Origin of the sequence: Exiguobacterium sp. s95, assembly GCF_018618655.1 — a bacterium.
Lineage (GTDB): Bacteria > Bacillota > Bacilli > Exiguobacteriales > Exiguobacteriaceae > Exiguobacterium_A > Exiguobacterium_A oxidotolerans.
This window is the reverse complement of sequence record NZ_JACSMM010000004.1, coordinates 129,789-146,971: the sequence shown is the minus strand read 5'-3', so window position 1 is coordinate 146,971 and position 17,183 is coordinate 129,789. Positions and strand designations below refer to the sequence as shown.

Sequence of the window (17,183 nt, the reverse complement as noted above, 5' to 3'; positions counted from 1 at the left end):
GCCCTTTGCGCAACTCGCAAAGAGACGGAATGACCGCGGTACCACTCTTCTTGGTGTCGTTTTCGACACCCACCTTAATTGGGGATAACGGGGTTCCCCCGGCTACGCCTGATCGTTACGATTCGGATAGCGTCTCTGAAGTGCGTTTCACGATTTCTTTGTCCATTCAGGCTTCCACCGTTTCCTGATTCGCTGGCTGACAAGATAAAACCGTTACTTTCTTCGTCATCGACGATTTGATATCTTTCACATTATACGCAATGACTCGATTTCTCTCAACCTTATTTTTTTGTAAATCACTTATCATAATTTCCACAAATCGGGTATAGATACAGAAGGATCGCCACAGAGAGGGGTCTATTCCGCTATGGTTTACTATCGAAAAGTAGCACGTATGAGCTGGATCACTTTAGCACTTACTGTTGTTTTGCTGTTTCTTGCATCGCTTGCCTTTCCCGTCCATATGAACCCAGCGATATCGCTTGGAAATGCAAGTTATCTTCTCATTTTAGTCCTCCTCTTCCAATTCGATAACATCCGCCGTGGTGGGATTTATTATACATTTCAAGAAGGTATTATTTTATTCATTTTTCTTAATTACGGTTTATTGATTGCCGTCATTTTGAGTCAACTCGGTGTCCTGATTTTCCAATTATTTTCGCATAAAAAAGAAATTCGGATAAAACGATTCATCTACCTGTACCCCGTCAACGTCTTATTCGACATCGTCTATATCTCAGTTCCCGCCTCCGCTTACTTGCTACTTGGAGGTCCGACCGGCCCGGGCTTTACTTATACCGAATCACTTATCCCGTTTATCGGTTATCTGGTGGGTGTCTTTCTTATTTCCTATCTTCAATGTCGATTCGTCAATCGTTTCTTAAACTTAAAGTATGACTGGACCCGCCTCATCCGACTTCAGACACTCGTTTACGGAATCAGTATTTTAAGCGCGCTTCTCGGGATTTGGTTTTATGATGAAAACCCGTTAGTTGCTGCGACTGTCTCGACTTTAATTTTATTCTTATTCAAGCAACTCCTACAACAGCGTGGCGCATCCTTACAAGCTACACACAACGCTAAACGGTTCGACGATGCGAAGGAACGGTTGCTCGTTTCACGCTTTGAACGGGAAGCGATTGAATCCTTACTGATTGATTTACCTCATCTAATTGATTTCTCCGACGGCTGGCTTTCTATTCAGCAGCAACGAAAACAAATCATCTATGACATTCGGACAAAAAAGACAGTTGATGTCTTACCTTTATTTCATACGTTATCAGCGAATGATCTGCGGACTCCGATTCTCTATGGCCTTCGGTTCGACTGGGGAAATGATGTCCAACTCTCGCTTCCCGTCGATCGGCATTCGATGCTCGCGATTCCTTCCATCACAAGTGGAGAAGTCGATGTCTCAATCGTTTTATTTCATCAAATCGCTGATGCTTATGATGAAGCAAAAGCGGATGAAATTTATCGCCTGCTTCGAACATTTTGCCGCGTACTCGAGCGTTCCCAAGAAAACTTTCAATTGTATGCCGAAAGCCGGACGGATGCCTTGACCGATCTCCCGAACAGCCGTGCTTTTTATGAAGAGGGGGCACGCCAGTTTGCTTCCGAACACTTTCCGCTGTCGATCATCCTATTTGATATCGACCACTTTAAATACGTCAATGATACGTACGGACATAAAGTCGGAGATCTCGTCTTACGTGAGCTCGGAAGACGGATTAAATACGTCATCCACCGCAACGATTCCGTCTTCGCGGCACGTTATGGGGGGGAGGAATTCGTTGTTTTGATTGCGGATTGCTTACAAGACCAAGCAATCTCCATTGCTGAAGAAATTCGTCACACCGTTCTCGATCGCCCCTTCATTGTCGACGATCACCCTCTCTCTATTACCGTCAGTCTTGGCGTCGATACAGTAGAACATCCTTACCAACGCACATTTGAAGAATCATTACGTCAGGCAGATCACGCACTGTATGTCGGCGGAAAACACAATGGTCGAAATTGTACAGCCCACTACGCTAATCTTTGAAAGGTTGTGTTTTACATGTCTATTACTGAAATTGAGTTATCGCTTCCGATGAATCAACAACGGCGGACATTGCGGATTTATCGTCCCCCTGAGGTCGCGACGGATGTTGCATTACCCGTCATCTATATGCATGACGGACAAAATGTCTTCAGTGGTGCGAGTGCTTCCTTCGGTAAAGGATGGGATGTTCATCTCGCCCTCCACGAAGTCGGTCTACAGGCAATGATCGTCGCCATCGATAGCCCGGATGACCCGATGGACCGGTACGATGAATATGCGCCTTGGACGGATGACGCGTTATTGATGCGAACCGCATATCCGTCACACCGGACGACGATCGGTGGAAACGGGAAAGCTTATATGGAATGGATTATCTATGACTTGAAACCGTACATCGATTCGCACTATGCGACGATTCCGACTGATACAACGATGATTGGCAGCTCGATGGGCGGCGTGATTTCCTTATATGGCCTATTTGCTTATCCGGAAGTCATCACGCGTGCCGCCGCCTTATCGACAGCCGGATGGGCGAACTTCTCTTCTTTACTTGAGTTCATCGAGCGAAGTCTCCCACTGTCTGACGCGCACCGTTGCTACATGGATATCGGGACAAAAGAAGTCAGCGGTCCGATGACGGAAGAAGATTATTTGCACACGAATGATGTCATCTCGGCGGCAGTACGTCAAAAAGTCGAGCAGATGCAATACACCGTCATCGCAGACGGTATTCACCATGAGACAGCGTGGGCGAAACGTATGCCGGACGTGCTCCGATTTCTCTTTTCATAAGAATTAAGTGTTAACGCATTTGAATCATCTGCGTGACACGTCTTTTTCAGTGGTACAACCTAAAAAGGATGATGTACGCTCTAACGAGCACACATCATCCTTTTTCATCTTATTTCACGAGCTCTTCAGTCAGTTCTTTTTCATAACGATTCCGCGGATGTTCCCGGCATTCGTCGGAACATGAACGCATTACTTTCGGTTCACATTCTTCACAGCAGAAATGCTGACGATTACATTCCGGGTTCGCACAATTAACATAACGTGTTTCTGCCTTACCACAGTAGTAACACTCGGATACGACAGTCGGATTGACTTCATTGACAGGTACTTGAACGCGTTCATCGAACACGTACAGCTCCCCTTCCCAGTCTTCTCCACGCGTGACTTCATCTTTTCCGTACATGACGACGCCACCTTTCAGATGGAAGATGTCGTCGCTGTTTTGACGTTTACGGAAATAAGCCGTGAACTTCTCACAACGTACGCCACCCGTACAATACGTCAAGACTTTTTTCCCTTCGAACAAATGCTCATTTTCATCGAGCCACTGTGGAAACTCACGTGACGCCGCAACGTCGACCTTGACGGCATTTTTGAAATGACCGAGATCGTATTCGTAGTTGTTTCGGACGTCTAAGATGACGACGTCTTCATTTTGCATCATCTCTTTCCACTCAGCAGGCTCAAGATAGGCTGCATTTTCTTTCGGGACATTAAACTCATCTTCAAAACGCCATGTGACGAGCTCTTTTTTGTAACGCACGAAGATTTTTTTGAAGGTATGCTCTTCGACTTCATCGATTTTAAATTCGATGTCGCTAAAGCGCGGATCCGCTAGTAAATCTTGCATGTACTGTTCTGTTTGTTCGACCGTTCCAGAAAGTGTTCCGTTGATACCTTCTGGTGCAATCAAGATTCTTCCTTTGATTCCGAGTTCCTTGCAGTATGCCAGGTGCTCTTTTGTTACTTGTTCCGCATTTTCAATCGGAACATACTTATAAAATAATAGTACGCGATAAGGTTTCATAATCCTCATTGGCCCCCATGTCAGTTTTTTGCAGTAAAACGAACGTTGGCGAACGAAGCGTCATAGCTAATAGCTAGCTGGGAACGCCTGCAAAACGCACCCATTTAAGTATAATACCAACTCCGATTCAATTGTACAATCGACAAATCCATGACACTTACATCGTAATTCAATTCCCTTTCTGATGCGGAAAGAGGTAAAATAGAAATCAGCAGTTTATTTTGTAAGGAGGATTCCGAATGCTCCAAACTATCCGTCAATGGATCGAGCACATGATTATATTTCTACAAGATCTTCCGGGTGGAGCTTCGACTGGATTGATTGCACCCTTCTTAGAATCACTATTCCCATTCCTCCCACTCGTCCTGATCATCTCCGCGAACGCGGCGACCTATGGTTTTTGGATGGGAGTGCTCGTATCTTGGGTCGGCAGCATGTTAGGTTCACTCGTCGTGTTTGCTTGTATCCGCTATTTATTTCGCCGTCCAGTCACCCGGTGGCTTGAAAATCATAAGGCAGCACAACACTGGATTGAACGCGTTCGTCACATGAGTCCGATTTCGCTCGGCTTTTTCTTTTCGCTCCCGTTCATGCCGGCCTTTATCATTACATCCATCTCGGCGATGATTCAGTTATCACTCCGTACGTATTTAATCGCAGCTGGCGCCGGACGCCTGATTGTCGTCATTTTGTTTTCTTTGATCGGCAAAGAGTGGTCAAGTTTTTTAGAAAGACCTGTTCGTCTACTGTTCCTTTTCTTGATCCTACTTACGATTTGGGGAATCAGTCGCGGTATGGAAGAATGGATTAAACGCCGGGCACTCGCACGTCGTACGAAAAACTTACGTGAACTAGAAAATGTAATTGAAGGTAAGAACAAATAAACAACTCTCTCAAAAACACATGACTTACCCAAGTGTTTAATTTATTTCACTATCCGGATGGAAGATCGCTTACATGTGATGTTCCATCTTTTTTTGGTTATGCCACCCTTCTTTATGAATCAGATGTTATTTTAGTTCATGATAGAATGATATTTGAACTACGCCTAAATCGACTTACGATTAAGACTAGGTCTTTTGAATCATTTTCATTCGCTATAATTATATAAAAATACTGTTCACACATTAGACATTATTGATGACGCTTACATTTAATTGGTAAGACCAATATTAGAATAATGTTCACGTTTCGACTCAATAAAATAGGATGGATTTTCCAACTTCTTCATTCCTATAATGAATCTATATTTACGATTCATCGACTCCTTAAGACGGGTATTCCTCTCGTCAGCAAGTCCGAGCATCGTCTCTCTTGCACCCTCGTTCAATGTCACCGGTATCATTGAGCGTACGTAATTTTTGTACCGGAATCGATGGAGCGGCATCTGTCACTCCATCAACAGAATAATCCCCTTAACGGCTCCTTCAACCCCCTTGAAGGAGCCGTTCCCTTTTACTTTCCGCTCCGCCCTTGCGATACTTAACGTACTATGGATTGTGAAGGGATGGACCTGCATGGAATTTTATTATTTTTTACCGCTTGGATTTTTTATTGGCATTATCTCTGGCTTCTTCGGAATCGGGGGCGGAATCATTTTGACGCCGCTCCTGTTGATTCTTGGATTTACCCCGAGTATCGCCATCGCGACAAGCCTCATGTTGACACTTGGTTCGACCGTTTCCGGAACACTCTCTCATCTTCGTCTAAAAAACGTTGTTTGGCGTGATAGTCTCGTCATCGGTGGTGTCGGGATTATCGGTTCGACGATTGCAACGCCCCTCGTCCTTCGACTCGAAGAAGTCAACGGGGCACACCTCGTCATCTCGATTGTTTACATTGCTTTACTACTCTATTTCGCGAATAAGTTCCTTCGTCCAAAGTCGACGAACGGTTCGCAAGACGGTTGGCGTAATCGTTACGTCGCTCTCGCCTTTACCGGTCTGTTCGCTGGTTTCGTATCGTCGCTACTCGGTGTCAGCGGAGGCTTCATCATCACGCCACTACTCGTCGGAATCGTCGGTTATGAACTGAAACGAGCGGTCGGGACAAGTATCGCCTCTGCCTTATTGATTGTCCTATCTGGACTCGTCAATTATACGGTGGCGAGTACGGATGTCGATTTGCTCGTCGGTGTCATGTTAATTATCGGCGCCTTACTCGGTGCACCGATCGGCGCCAAACAATTGGGACACTTCGAAAGTCCGTTCGTCAAAAAGTATTTAGGGATCTTTTACTTAACGGTCGCGACAAGCGTGCTGCTTGAAGTGTTAGGCTTTAATACAGCTTCGTTAATCGTCTTAGTGACCCTTAGCGTCGTCTTCTTAGTGACGTTACTTGTATACAGCCGTAAACGTTCAACATCCTCTTAACTGTTTCTCATACTAATAGCCGTCTCCCGTTAAAAAGGGGACGGCTATTTTTCTCTATTTCTTGTTAAGCAACTTTTCGAATCGTACCGGCTTCGTACTCTTTTGTATGATCAATGACGATTTTCGATAATAATAACATCCCGATTAAATTCGGAATCATCATCAGACCGTTCGCAATATCAGCGACCAGCCACAACAATTCTAAATTTGCGATTGCTCCATAACAGGCTGCTAATGCAAAGATGACTTGGTAGAGGCGATTGAATTTCGTCGCACCACTTAAATATTCAAGACATTTCTCACCATAGACATACCACCCGATAATCGTCGAATACCCAAAGAAGAAGACCGAGAAGGCAACCGTCCATTGACCCAGTGGTCCAAGTACACTGGCAAATGCGGCCGATGTAAGTGCCGCTCCTGTCAATGAGCCGTCATGTGTGACACCTGATAACGTCCCTCCCGTCGGATCCCAAAATCCAGTCGTCATTAAAACGAGTGCCGTCATCGTACAAACGATCAACGTCACGATAAACGTACTCGTCATCGAAATCAATCCTTGTTCTGCAGGTCGTTCACTTTTAGCAGACCCGGCAATTAAAGCAGCTGTTCCCAGTCCGGCTTCGTTCGTAAAAATACCACGTGCGACACCAACCTGCATGGCAACCATGATGGACACACCCGCAAATGCGCCGACTGGTGCCAGCGGCTGAAACGCATATTGTACAATCAGCCCTAACGCGGGAATGATTTGGTTCGCTTGAAGAACTAAAATAATGAGTGCCGCCACGATGTAGAGCAAACTCATCACCGGTACAAAAATCGTCGAGATTGAACTCACACGCTCAAGCCCACCACGAATCGAGAAATAGACCGCGACGGCTAGTACAACTCCAAAAGCAAGTAACGGGATGTGGAACGTCTGCTTCAATACCGTCGACATCGCATTCGCCTGGACCGTATTTCCGACGCCAAAAGAAGCAATCAGACCAAACAAGGCAAACGCAACCGCTAACGGCTTAAAACTTTTTCCAAGACCTTTCTCGATGTAGTACATCGGTCCACTGACAATTTCACCACGATCGTTTCGCTGACGAAATAAAATCGCTAACAGACTCTCGGCATACTTCGTCGCCATCCCGACGAGACCAATCACCCACATCCAAAAGATTGCACCTGGCCCCCCCATCGTCAAAGCGACGGCAATTCCGGCGATGTTCCCATTCCCGATTGTCGCAGCCAGTGACGTCATCAGCATTTGAAAGCTACTGATTTCCCCTTCACCATGCCCCGTTTTCGTCAATGCGAGTTGAAACGCTTGTTTTAACCGGCGAAACTGTAATCCTCGAAGACGAACCGTAAAATATAAGCCCGTCCCGACCAATAACACCATGCTCGGGATTCCCCAAATCCATGATGAAATCATGTGTAACACTTCCATCGCACTCCAAATCCTCTCTATCTCTATCTCAGTTGACTCTGCCGCTCACCTTAGCATATTTTTGTTTATTCCTACAATATAAATCGATTGTTTTTGTGGTTATACACAAACGGTTGTATACTAAACATAAGGAATACGATAGAGAAAGAAGGAACTTCATTTATGTTAGAAGCAACGTACCATTCCCTCGATGATTTAGCAGAAGCGATCGGCCTCGCACTCAATGCACCGATAACGATTGAAGACCGCAATCATCGTCTGCTCGCCTACAGTACGCATACGACTGATACAGATCCTGCCCGTGTCGCTACCATCATCGGCCGCCGTGTCCCTGAATCCGTCATCGATCAACTTTGGAAAGATGAGGTCATCCAAAGCTTAGCGGCTCAAGATGATCCACTCGTCATCACTGCCCGGACGAGCGTTGGTTTGAACGACCGCGTCGCCATTGCCATTAAACAAGATATGGAGATTCTCGGTTACATTTGGTCAATCGCTCGCAACACTCCCTTCACGGCTTCAGAGCTAGGCGATTTAAAGAAAGGTGCCATGCTTGCACAACGACAGTTGCTTGCAATCGACATGCAAAAAAAACGGCAAGAAGAACAGACGGAGCAATTCTTTTTTGAGTTACTCCATGAAGAGTTACCCGAAAGTGAAATCCTAAAGACGTTCTCAAAACTTCATCTCGCTCCGCCGGGAATCAGTCGCTTAATGGTCATCCGTTTCCCGGAAGCCATTACGCCGCGTCTAGCCGATCGCCTCCGTTATTTATTGACGATTCAACAGACGGTACGTCCCCTGCTGTATGCATACGACACGACAGATTTTATTTTGTGGATCAGCACAAACGATCGTGACATTCAGCATGAACGCATTCAGTTCGATGCTTTCATCCAGTCATTCCGCCAACTACTCGCCGAACGGTTTTCTTATACAGAATTTGTTGTATCGAGCAGTGAAGTTTTCACCGGCGTGCAGTCGATTCCAGAACGTTACGAAGAAGCAGGTATCGTCTTACGTCTCAAAGACGCCTATCCTTTCGAACTTCAAAATGTGACGCGATACGAGCGACTCGGACTATTCCAGTTATTACCTATCTTTTCAGAACGCCTACGGAGACGGACGGTTCGACTGGAAGAAATCGAACGTCTTCGCGCTTACGACTTGAAACACACAGCTTCTTTATGCGAAACGCTCGAGTGGTTTTTGCATTACGATGGAAACGTCAAACAAGTTGCCGCCCACCTTCACGTCCATCCGAATACGATCTTATACCGCATGCGGCGCATCGAAGAAGAAGCCGGCATTCGGATGGAATCATTACCTGAACGTTCGTTACTTTATCTTTACTTGAAAGCCGACCGTTACCTTTTGTGATTTCTCACAAACAATCCTCTTATTTTTTGAAAACACCGATAAAGTCGTACGCTTTCATTTCTCGTATACTGAGGGAGAAGTAAGTAGTTAAAGGGTTATTGGTTGTTCATTTGCGAAAGGGGATCGCTCTTATGATCATTGGAGTATTAAAAGAAATTAAAAACAACGAAAACCGTGTTGCGTTAACACCTGCCGGGGTAGCAGCGTTAACGATTCATGGACATCAAGTCATCGTCGAAACATCTGCTGGTATGGGGAGCGGCTTTACAAACGAAGAGTATATCGAAGTTGGTGCACAAATCATCGAAACAGCGGCAGAAGTTTGGGCGACTGCTGAGCTTGCATTGAAGGTCAAAGAACCCATCGCTTCAGAATATCAATACTTCCGTCCCGACTTAACCTTGTTCACTTATCTACACCTTGCAGCGGAGCCAGAACTCACACGGGCACTTGTTGACTCGAAGATTACGGCAATCGCTTATGAAACGGTCGAAAAAAATCGGACATTGCCACTTCTGACACCAATGAGTGAAGTCGCTGGTCGGATGGCTTCACAAATCGGTGCACAGTTCCTTGAAAAACCGCATGGTGGAATGGGGATTCTACTTGCAGGCGTCCCTGGTGTTCGCCGCGGAAAAGTTACTGTCATCGGTGGTGGTGTCGTTGGGACGAACGCAGCAAAACTCGCAGTCGGTCTTGGTGCTGACGTGACGATCATCGACGTCAGTCCTGAGCGCCTTCGTCAACTTGATGATATTTTCGGTAACTCAATCAACACGTTGATTTCGAATCCGTATACGATTGCAGAAGCCGTCGCTGAAAGTGACCTCGTTATTGGTGCCGTCTTGATTCCAGGAGCGAAAGCACCGAAGCTCGTGACAGCAGAGATGGTTGAACGAATGAAACCAGGTGCTGTCATCGTCGATGTCGCGATTGACCAAGGCGGAATTTTCGAAACCGTTGACCGTATTTCGACACATGATAATCCAACGTATGAAAAATTCGGTGTTGTTCACTATGCCGTCGCGAATATGCCGGGTGCTGTTCCACGGACGTCGACACTCGCGCTTACGAACGCAACACTTCCTTACGTTCTCGAACTCGCGAACAAAGGCACACACCGTGCACTTGCTGAAAATACTTCGCTTGAAAAAGGTCTCAACGTCGCGCAAGGATTCGTGACGTACGAAGCAGTCGCGCGCGACCTCGGTTACACGTATAAATCCGTTGAAGATGTATTGCACCTTCACGCTTAATAGAAAACAGCAAAAAAGCAGCAGGTTTCTTCTTTATAGAAGAAATCCGCTGCTTTTTGTTTTTACCTGAATCGCGCGGCGTCTTACCGGTGAAGCAAGTAGCAACATCTATTAAAGCGCAAACGCAACGAGTGCACCGATTGAAAGCGGGATGAAAACATTATCTAAATCGCGATAGGACACGGCTTCAATCAAGGCAGCAATATTCGCAAGCAAAAAACCGTAACTGATTGCAATCCAAGCCGGTAATGCATATATAAGAAACGTGGAAGTCAGGACGAGGAACGAGAATAAAAACATCGCGATGCTTCCTTCAAACGATCGTTTAATCGCCCCGCGTGTGTAAAACGTCTTCCCGTAGCGTCGACCTACTAAAGCAGCCATTCCGTCGCCCCACGCGAGCACCATGCTGCCGGCAACAAGTGCCATTGGTTCTCGTTCAAAAAAGAGTCCGACTAGAATCAGTAAAGAAATCGGGTAGTAGACCGTCCCGTAAGATATGCGTTCCACTTGATTCATTTGACCCGTCCCGCGTTTTAAGGTCAGCAGATTAACGACCGTGAAAAATAATAACGGGACGATTGCGACATACCAATGATCGATCCAGGCAAGCGCCAGAAAGACCCAATGCCCGACTGCGATATGAATCCATTTCCGAACCGTTTCCGGCTCTGCTCCCACGCGTCGACCAATCGCTTCCAACAAGAACAAGATGAGTCCAATGATGACGATTGTTCCAACAGCAGCAACCCATTCCATATGAATCCTCCTTCTTTTGCTCCATTCTATTGTACTTTGTCTGATTGCCGTTTGCTCTTTCGAACCTTCATTTGATAACATAGGGTCAAATGACGTCCTAGAGAGGAAGTATTCTGAATGTATGATGCTCAAGCCGTGCAAACGTTATCTAACTGCCTATCACATTTAAAAGAAGGAAAAGGGATCGGCACACTCGTTTCCGAGGATGAATCGGATCTTCCGAAAGTCATCCATCGCCTCAAACAATTTGATGCGACGAAAAATGGTTTATCGATTAACGAAATCGTCCATCTCGCGAATGCCTTAATTGGAGAACATATGTCTGCGACGACGATTCAAAACTGGACGAAGCGTGAAGTACGGGACATCATCGGTGTTCCGCATCGCGGGAAAAAATACTCGATCAATCAGGCAGCCATCATCTACTTACTTGATGACTTAAAGCATCTCTTTTCTTTAGAAGAAACACGTGAATTATTGACGATCGTTTTTAAGAACCCCAATATCGATGAAGATGATTTAATCAGTCCGCTCGACTTTTATCTCGTCTATACACAGCATGCAGAGACGAGTGGACCAATCGAACTGACGGAGAAGCGTCTGAGACGCTCTTTAGAGCGTATCCATGCCTATCGACCTGAGACGGTCCACGTCTTACAGCTCTGTCTGTACGCCCGTCGTATTTCGCACCTGACGCACGAAGCAAAACAGCGTCTCCAGCAAGTTTTACAATCTTGAAGTAAAAAGATGCCCTCCAGAATAAACTGAAGGACATCTTTTTTTATACAGCTGTAAGTGGTTTATAGTTGACGGAGTTCGTCAAGCTCTTTAAGACGGACAGCAGTTCATACATTGAGAGTTTGTCAGCATCTTTTACGAGACGATATTCATCGCCGTCTTGCAGCAATTCTGCGACGACTTCGCCTGCCGCACTTCGGACTGAGAATTTCCCTTTTGTCAGGTCGAAGGAAATGACATACGTGCCTCGTTCGTACACGTTATATTCACATTTCTTCGAGAAGAGTGAAAACTTCTCACGCATTTGACCTACCTCTTGACCATCATGGTTCATCACGACCCATTTCTTACATGTCGGGATGAACTTTCCAAACGCTACCCCTCTACCTTCACCATTCATTACTTGAACACGACCTGTCTCGTCGTGTTGAACCGCACCAATCATTTGGTGTGCTTCATCATAAATCGCGGCATGACCTTGCGAAAAAACGCAACCCTGCACATAGACAACTTTGCGCAACAGAAATTCTCCTCTCACTGCTAAAAAGTGCTGGTATTTCGTCCCCAGTATATTTAGACATCCTGAATAGTTTAACTTTCTTTATCTCTATGATATTTCGTTAACGAAAATGATTATTGCACCGTTTGAACAAATTGACAACCCCCTTTTGTCGACAATCATTCGACAACATCAGTGAAAGCCAATTTCTCGTGCAAACTCAAGCAATTCTTCTCGATCAATCAAGCGCACCCGATTCGGTTCTGCCAAGCGACATGCGGCGTCCGTATACGTCGAATTCGTCACGACCCATCCTTCATCCATGTCGTAAAAAGGTACTGCCGCGGCGACTTGTTGAACCGCCTCTAATCCAACCGGTCCACCATAACGTTTTGCTTGAATCGCTATTCTATACCCTTGTGCGTCTTCAATCAATAAATCCGCCCCAAAATCTCTTGAGGCCGGCGTCAGTTCAACGCGATAGCCGGCACCTTCAAATAGTTCGACGAGCCACTCTTCAAACTCCCTGCCTTCCATGCGATCAATTCGATTCGCAAGTGAAGGGGTAAAGAAGGAAAGTAATAAAAAAACGATACATCCTACTATACTGATTCCGACAATTAAAAGTTCCCAGGAACTCGAAAAAAAATAAGTTCCGGCGACTCCGAGCACCGCGAACAGTAGTGCGATTATTCTGCGTTTCGTACGTATTTGCATGACTTGATTCTCCTTCACTCTGAGTTGACTCGAATTCAATCGGTTTCTTTAAAATTAATATACTAAATTCTCTTTCGGTTCGCTTCCTCGAAAGGAACGAACAACGCAGATGGAGAATAAGTGTTGAGAGAAGATTACGTTTTTTAATAATCATCATGCACCGGACTTTATTTTTTGAAAGGAGGTCGCTTATGACTGAACACTCATCCACATCCGCAGAAGCACTTATCCGTGCGACCTTACGTGCCGTCTCAGAACCGCTCGCTTTAGTGGATCGGATGGGCCGAATTAACTTTGTGAATGATACCTTTCACGCCCAATTCCCTACCGACTCCAATGACAAGTCACTGTTTTCACTTTTCTCACTCGACGAACAGTCTCTTCCATTATCTGATTCGGTCCACTTCCGGGTAATCCCTTACGAACTCATCGTCTCACCGATTGCGCAGACTTCCCTTTTCGTCGTTTCCGTTAAATCGCTCGCGATCGACCGCTTGCTCGAATCGACATTAGATGCTGCCCTACTCGTCACAGACGCAGACTTCCATATTACCGCGTTTAATGAAACAGCAGGTACCTTGTTCGGTTACGAAGAACACGAGCTGATCGGAAGATGTCCTGATGACTTACACGATCACGCAGAGTTTGATGAGCGGAAGCGACACTTGGAGCAGTTGAATTTAAAAGACTTATCTCCAGCCGATGTCTTATTGTTGCACGGGCGTGATGCGGAAAACGAATGGGTGTATCACCGTAAAGACGGCTCGACCTTCTATGGTCGATTGTATATGACCCGTCTAGCAGACGGACAATTTTTCTTGTTCATCGTTGATATGAGTGCCAAAAAACAAATTGAGTCACACCTGACGAAAAGTGAACGCCGTTTCCGTCTGTTTTCCGAATCAATCGTCGAAGCGGTCATCTTCCACGACCGTGGTACCATTCTCGACGCGAACCGAGCAGCTGAAGTGATTTTCCGTACAAAACTTGAACAAATCAAGGGACGCAATGCCCTGGATTTCATCCATCCTGACTTTCATGAAGAGGTCAGCCGGCGTATCGAACTCCACCGTAATGATCCGTACGAGGTCATCGGACAACGGGCAGACGGGACACCTGTCGAAATTGAAATTTTCCCGCGCGAAATCATGTACGAAAAAACACGGATGCGTGTCGCCGTCATTCGGGATATCAGTGAGCGTAAAAAAATCGAGAGCATGTTGGAACGTGAAAAAAATGCCATCATGCGTCAACGCGATATCACCCAATCGATTCTGCAAGCTTCAAACGAAGGGTTTTTACTGACAGAAGAAGATGGCAGCTTCATCTTCATGAACGTCAAAGCCCGAAAACTGCTCGATGTTCCAGGGATTGCACCAAGCAAGATTCAAGAGCGGATCAGTATGATTCCGAATCTCGATCTCGCGACCCGCTATGAGATGCTACAACAAGTCGAAGAACTCCTTGCCGGCAAGCATTCTGAACTGTCATTTCGGTTTACACTACAACGTCCGAATGAATCCAATCATCTTTACTTCGAGTTTTATGCGACTTCAATTAAGAAGGAACGTAGTCGCATCTCCCGTCATGGTTTTTTGTTCGTCTTCCGCGACCGGACAGAAGAGCAAAAAATGGACCAGGTCAAAGATGAACTCATCAGTACCGTATCGCATGAGCTCCGAACACCCCTCTCATCGATTCTCGGTTATTTGGAGTTGTTGCGCTATCGTAAGCTCACACCTGAAAAAATACAACGCTATGTCGAAATCATGCATGAAGAAGCCAAGCGGTTAACGACGCTCCTCAATGAATTTTTAGATATTCAACGGATGGAAGGCGGCAAACAACCGTACGATTTTAAATCATTCTCTTTACGTCAACTGCTCCTCGATACAACGGACGCTTTTGGTGAAACGGCCGAAACCCATCGCATCGTGCTTGATGTAAAGGAAGATCCTGTCATGATCGTCGCTGATGAAAATAAAATTAAACAAGTCGTTTTGAACTTACTCTCGAATGCAATCAAATATTCACCATCCGCCGACCACGTAACGGTCAGTCTACACACACAAGGCGAGCAAGCCATCATTACTGTGACTGATCACGGTCTCGGAATTCCTCAAAATGCATTCGATAAGCTTTTCACGAAATTTTACCGTGTCGATAATTCAGCCGTCCGTAAGATTGGCGGAACCGGCCTCGGTCTTGCGATCTGTAAAGAAATCATCGAATCACATGGTGGGGCGATTTCCGTCGAGTCGGAGCTCCATCAAGGGTCGACTTTCACGGTTGTACTCGATTTAGATTCAAGAAAGGATTATGCAAAATGAAACGGACTTATTTCATGACAGGATTCCCCGGATTCCTTGCCACCAAATTAATTGAACGTCTCGCTCTTGTGCCGGAACAAATTGACCGGTTTTATTTGCTTCATCTACCGAGCGAACGAACAAGTGCCTTAGCAAAAAAGGAATCGTTACTCGAACACACGCGTCTTGAAGAAGCACAACTCGTTTTATTAGAAGGTGATATCACAACACCCGGATTAGGATTGAACACAGAGACGAAGCAACGACTGTCGACTGAAGTGACGCATCTCTTTCACCTGGCAGCACTGTATGACTTGGCGACGACATTTGATATCGCTTTTCGAATTAACGTCATCGGAACATCGAACGTGACGCAGTTTGCTCATACGTTGCATTATCTTGAACGCTACATCTACTTCAGCACCGCCTATGTCTCCGGGCTCCGGACCGGGACGGTTCTTGAACAAAACCTCAAACATGCCGCATCATTCAAAAATGCGTACGAAGAAACGAAGTACCTGGCAGAAGTTCGCTTTCATGAAGAAGTCGGTTCACTTCCTTACACGATTATTCGTCCAGGTATCGTTGTCGGTCACTCCGAGACAGGGGAGACACCAAAGTGGGATGGGGTTTATTTCGTCTTAAATGCGCTGCGCCTGCTCAAGCAATTCGCCCCCCTTCCTTATGCAGGTAGAGTCAATGCACTCGTCAATCTCGTTCCGTATGATTATGTCATCGCTGCGACGACCTATTTAAGCCATGTACCAAGCGGCGTCCGTCAAACGTATCACCTGACGGATCCATTCCCACACGGCGCACGGACGATTTATGAGCTGTTACATGATACCTACTATGGTGCTTCTCCACGAGGTGTCGTCCCGTTTCGCCTCGTGACGTCCCTGTTGACCCCGCGTATCGCTACGCGCTTACAGATGCAGCGGCAGACGCTTGATTACTTTGTTCACCCTGTTCACTACGATACGACGAACACACTTCGTGATTTAGACGGAACTGGTATTGTGTGTCCTGATCTTGCTGAGTTTCTTCCACGACTTGTCGATTACTATAAAATTCAACATCCCGAAATGGAGAAAACACAATGAATTCTCTTGTTACCGGTATGAATGGTACAGTCGCACCTGTACTTGCAGACGTCTTACGCATGCATCAGTATGAAGTTACAGCTTGGGATCGATCGGTTGTCTCGACGACTGATCCCGCAATCATGGAAGCTTTTATTGATCAGGTCCAACCTGATCTACTCTTACACATCGGAATGGGTTCTGCTGAATTTGCAGAATCATTGGCACGGCTATCTTTTGAGCGTAACATTCCCTTTCTCTTTACGAGCACGGCTTCTGTCTACGCAAATCATCAACAGGGACCGCATGATCCATCTGTACTTCCGGAAGCAGACGATGACTACGGTTTTTATAAACGAACATGCGAACGACTTATCCAAGCAGTCAATCCTGACGCCTACATCGTCCGGATCGGCTGGCAAATCGGTCAGGTTGCCGGATCAAATAATATGATTGATTATTTAGAACGACATGCCTCAACGGGTCCCATTCCGGCAAGTAAAAACTGGTATCCCGCTTGCTCTTTTTTAGAAGATACGGCGCAAACGCTCTATACAATCTTGACGACTCAAACACCTGGCCTTTATCTTGCCAATGGAAATTCGACCCATTCCTTCTTTGAAATCGCTACAGCATTAAATGTATACCACGGTTCGAAATGGAAAATCGAAGAAGATAATACAATCCAGCGTGATGATCGAATGAAGGATACTCGGGTGACCATTGCCCCAATCTCAGATCGATTATCATTTATGTAAGAAAAGTGC

Annotated in this window: 15 protein-coding genes and 1 other annotated feature; of the genes, 10 read left to right on the top strand and 5 right to left on the bottom strand. The window is 45.9% G+C overall.

The window, feature by feature from the left end; genetic code table 11:
* Positions 1 to 17 precede the first annotated feature (17 nt).
* Positions 18 to 238 (bottom strand) — a binding site (T-box leader).
* A gap of 129 nt (positions 239 to 367) precedes the next feature.
* Positions 368 to 2,044: a GGDEF domain-containing protein gene (locus tag KNP99_RS09465; RefSeq protein ID WP_215193190.1), complete on the top strand. Its 1,677-nt coding sequence runs from the start codon at positions 368 to 370 to the stop codon at positions 2,042 to 2,044.
* A 15-nt stretch (positions 2,045 to 2,059) separates the two neighbouring features.
* Positions 2,060 to 2,836: an alpha/beta hydrolase gene (locus KNP99_RS09460; RefSeq protein ID WP_214766394.1), complete on the top strand. Its 777-nt coding sequence runs from the start codon at positions 2,060 to 2,062 to the stop codon at positions 2,834 to 2,836.
* Between the two features lie 109 nt (positions 2,837 to 2,945).
* On the opposite strand, the gene trhO is transcribed toward KNP99_RS09460, so the two are convergent.
* Positions 2,946 to 3,863 carry an oxygen-dependent tRNA uridine(34) hydroxylase TrhO gene (gene trhO, locus KNP99_RS09455; RefSeq protein WP_088838140.1) on the bottom strand — a complete coding sequence of 306 codons (918 nt, stop codon included), beginning with the start codon at positions 3,861 to 3,863 and terminating at the stop codon, positions 2,946 to 2,948.
* 239 nt (positions 3,864 to 4,102) lie between these two features.
* On the opposite strand from trhO, the gene KNP99_RS09450 reads away from it, so the two are divergent.
* Together KNP99_RS09450 and KNP99_RS09445 are read left to right on the top strand one after the other, a co-directional pair.
* A complete protein-coding gene (locus tag KNP99_RS09450; RefSeq protein ID WP_088838142.1) occupies positions 4,103 to 4,747 on the top strand; it encodes a TVP38/TMEM64 family protein in 645 nt (214 codons plus the stop codon).
* 633 nt (positions 4,748 to 5,380) lie between these two features.
* Positions 5,381 to 6,235: a sulfite exporter TauE/SafE family protein gene (locus KNP99_RS09445; protein WP_088838144.1), complete on the top strand. Its 855-nt coding sequence runs from the start codon at positions 5,381 to 5,383 to the stop codon at positions 6,233 to 6,235.
* A 64-nt stretch (positions 6,236 to 6,299) separates the two neighbouring features.
* Here the strand turns inward: KNP99_RS09445 and KNP99_RS09440 are convergent, their stop codons facing one another.
* Positions 6,300 to 7,676, bottom strand: a complete 1,377-nt coding sequence (locus KNP99_RS09440; RefSeq protein ID WP_088838145.1) for an alanine/glycine:cation symporter family protein — start codon at positions 7,674 to 7,676, stop codon at positions 6,300 to 6,302.
* Between the two features lie 162 nt (positions 7,677 to 7,838).
* Here KNP99_RS09440 and KNP99_RS09435 point away from each other — a divergent pair, with 162 nt between their 5' ends.
* Both KNP99_RS09435 and ald read left to right on the top strand, forming a co-directional pair.
* Positions 7,839 to 9,056, top strand: coding sequence for a PucR family transcriptional regulator (locus KNP99_RS09435; RefSeq protein ID WP_029331984.1), 1,218 nt, complete (start codon positions 7,839 to 7,841; stop codon positions 9,054 to 9,056).
* A gap of 131 nt (positions 9,057 to 9,187) precedes the next feature.
* Positions 9,188 to 10,312 carry an alanine dehydrogenase gene (ald, locus tag KNP99_RS09430; protein ID WP_214808370.1) on the top strand — a complete coding sequence of 375 codons (1,125 nt, stop codon included), beginning with the start codon at positions 9,188 to 9,190 and terminating at the stop codon, positions 10,310 to 10,312.
* A 111-nt stretch (positions 10,313 to 10,423) separates the two neighbouring features.
* Here the strand turns inward: ald and KNP99_RS09425 are convergent, their stop codons facing one another.
* Positions 10,424 to 11,071: a diacylglycerol/polyprenol kinase family protein gene (locus KNP99_RS09425; RefSeq protein WP_088838148.1), complete on the bottom strand. Its 648-nt coding sequence runs from the start codon at positions 11,069 to 11,071 to the stop codon at positions 10,424 to 10,426.
* A gap of 117 nt (positions 11,072 to 11,188) precedes the next feature.
* On the opposite strand from KNP99_RS09425, the gene KNP99_RS09420 reads away from it, so the two are divergent.
* On the top strand, positions 11,189 to 11,809 hold the full coding sequence (locus KNP99_RS09420) for a DUF1836 domain-containing protein (protein ID WP_088838149.1): 621 nt from the start codon (positions 11,189 to 11,191) through the stop codon (positions 11,807 to 11,809).
* 43 nt (positions 11,810 to 11,852) lie between these two features.
* Here the strand turns inward: KNP99_RS09420 and KNP99_RS09415 are convergent, their stop codons facing one another.
* Both KNP99_RS09415 and KNP99_RS09410 read right to left on the bottom strand, forming a co-directional pair.
* Positions 11,853 to 12,329 carry an LURP-one-related family protein gene (locus tag KNP99_RS09415; RefSeq protein ID WP_088838151.1) on the bottom strand — a complete coding sequence of 159 codons (477 nt, stop codon included), beginning with the start codon at positions 12,327 to 12,329 and terminating at the stop codon, positions 11,853 to 11,855.
* Positions 12,330 to 12,500: 171 nt separating this feature from the next.
* Positions 12,501 to 13,025 (bottom strand): restriction endonuclease, encoded by a 525-nt coding sequence (locus KNP99_RS09410; protein ID WP_214845941.1) that lies wholly within the window; start codon positions 13,023 to 13,025, stop codon positions 12,501 to 12,503.
* Positions 13,026 to 13,216: 191 nt separating this feature from the next.
* On the opposite strand from KNP99_RS09410, the gene KNP99_RS09405 reads away from it, so the two are divergent.
* Genes KNP99_RS09405 through KNP99_RS09395 form a run of 3 tightly spaced genes read left to right on the top strand, consistent with a single transcriptional unit; the run spans position 13,217 to position 17,174 of the window.
* The gene (locus KNP99_RS09405) at positions 13,217 to 15,355 is read left to right on the top strand and encodes a PAS domain-containing sensor histidine kinase (protein WP_214845939.1); all 2,139 of its coding nucleotides are present in this window, start codon (positions 13,217 to 13,219) and stop codon (positions 15,353 to 15,355) included.
* On the top strand, positions 15,352 to 16,437 hold the full coding sequence (locus KNP99_RS09400) for an SDR family oxidoreductase (protein WP_088838156.1): 1,086 nt from the start codon (positions 15,352 to 15,354) through the stop codon (positions 16,435 to 16,437). The genes KNP99_RS09405 and KNP99_RS09400 overlap by 4 nt, the downstream gene beginning before the upstream one ends.
* Positions 16,434 to 17,174: a sugar nucleotide-binding protein gene (locus tag KNP99_RS09395; protein WP_214766387.1), complete on the top strand. Its 741-nt coding sequence runs from the start codon at positions 16,434 to 16,436 to the stop codon at positions 17,172 to 17,174. Before KNP99_RS09400 ends, KNP99_RS09395 begins: the two co-directional genes overlap by 4 nt.
* Positions 17,175 to 17,183 lie beyond the last annotated feature (9 nt).

Bases quoted from the DNA above. Each gene is read 5' to 3' on its own strand.
- KNP99_RS09450 (WP_088838142.1), top strand. From the start codon at position 4,103: ATGCTCCAAACTATCCGTCAATGGATCGAGCACATGATTATATTTCTA.
- KNP99_RS09425 (WP_088838148.1), bottom strand. From the start codon at position 11,071: ATGGAATGGGTTGCTGCTGTTGGAACAATCGTCATCATTGGACTCATC.
- KNP99_RS09400 (WP_088838156.1), top strand. From the start codon at position 15,352: ATGAAACGGACTTATTTCATGACAGGATTCCCCGGATTCCTTGCCACC.
- KNP99_RS09465 (WP_215193190.1), top strand. From the start codon at position 368: ATGGTTTACTATCGAAAAGTAGCACGTATGAGCTGGATCACTTTAGCA.
- KNP99_RS09405 (WP_214845939.1), top strand. From the start codon at position 13,217: ATGACTGAACACTCATCCACATCCGCAGAAGCACTTATCCGTGCGACC.
- KNP99_RS09420 (WP_088838149.1), top strand. From the start codon at position 11,189: ATGTATGATGCTCAAGCCGTGCAAACGTTATCTAACTGCCTATCACAT.
- trhO (WP_088838140.1), bottom strand. From the start codon at position 3,863: ATGAAACCTTATCGCGTACTATTATTTTATAAGTATGTTCCGATTGAA.
- KNP99_RS09460 (WP_214766394.1), top strand. From the start codon at position 2,060: ATGTCTATTACTGAAATTGAGTTATCGCTTCCGATGAATCAACAACGG.
- KNP99_RS09410 (WP_214845941.1), bottom strand. From the start codon at position 13,025: ATGCAAATACGTACGAAACGCAGAATAATCGCACTACTGTTCGCGGTG.
- KNP99_RS09440 (WP_088838145.1), bottom strand. From the start codon at position 7,676: ATGGAAGTGTTACACATGATTTCATCATGGATTTGGGGAATCCCGAGC.
- KNP99_RS09395 (WP_214766387.1), top strand. From the start codon at position 16,434: ATGAATTCTCTTGTTACCGGTATGAATGGTACAGTCGCACCTGTACTT.
- KNP99_RS09445 (WP_088838144.1), top strand. From the start codon at position 5,381: ATGGAATTTTATTATTTTTTACCGCTTGGATTTTTTATTGGCATTATC.
- KNP99_RS09435 (WP_029331984.1), top strand. From the start codon at position 7,839: ATGTTAGAAGCAACGTACCATTCCCTCGATGATTTAGCAGAAGCGATC.
- ald (WP_214808370.1), top strand. From the start codon at position 9,188: ATGATCATTGGAGTATTAAAAGAAATTAAAAACAACGAAAACCGTGTT.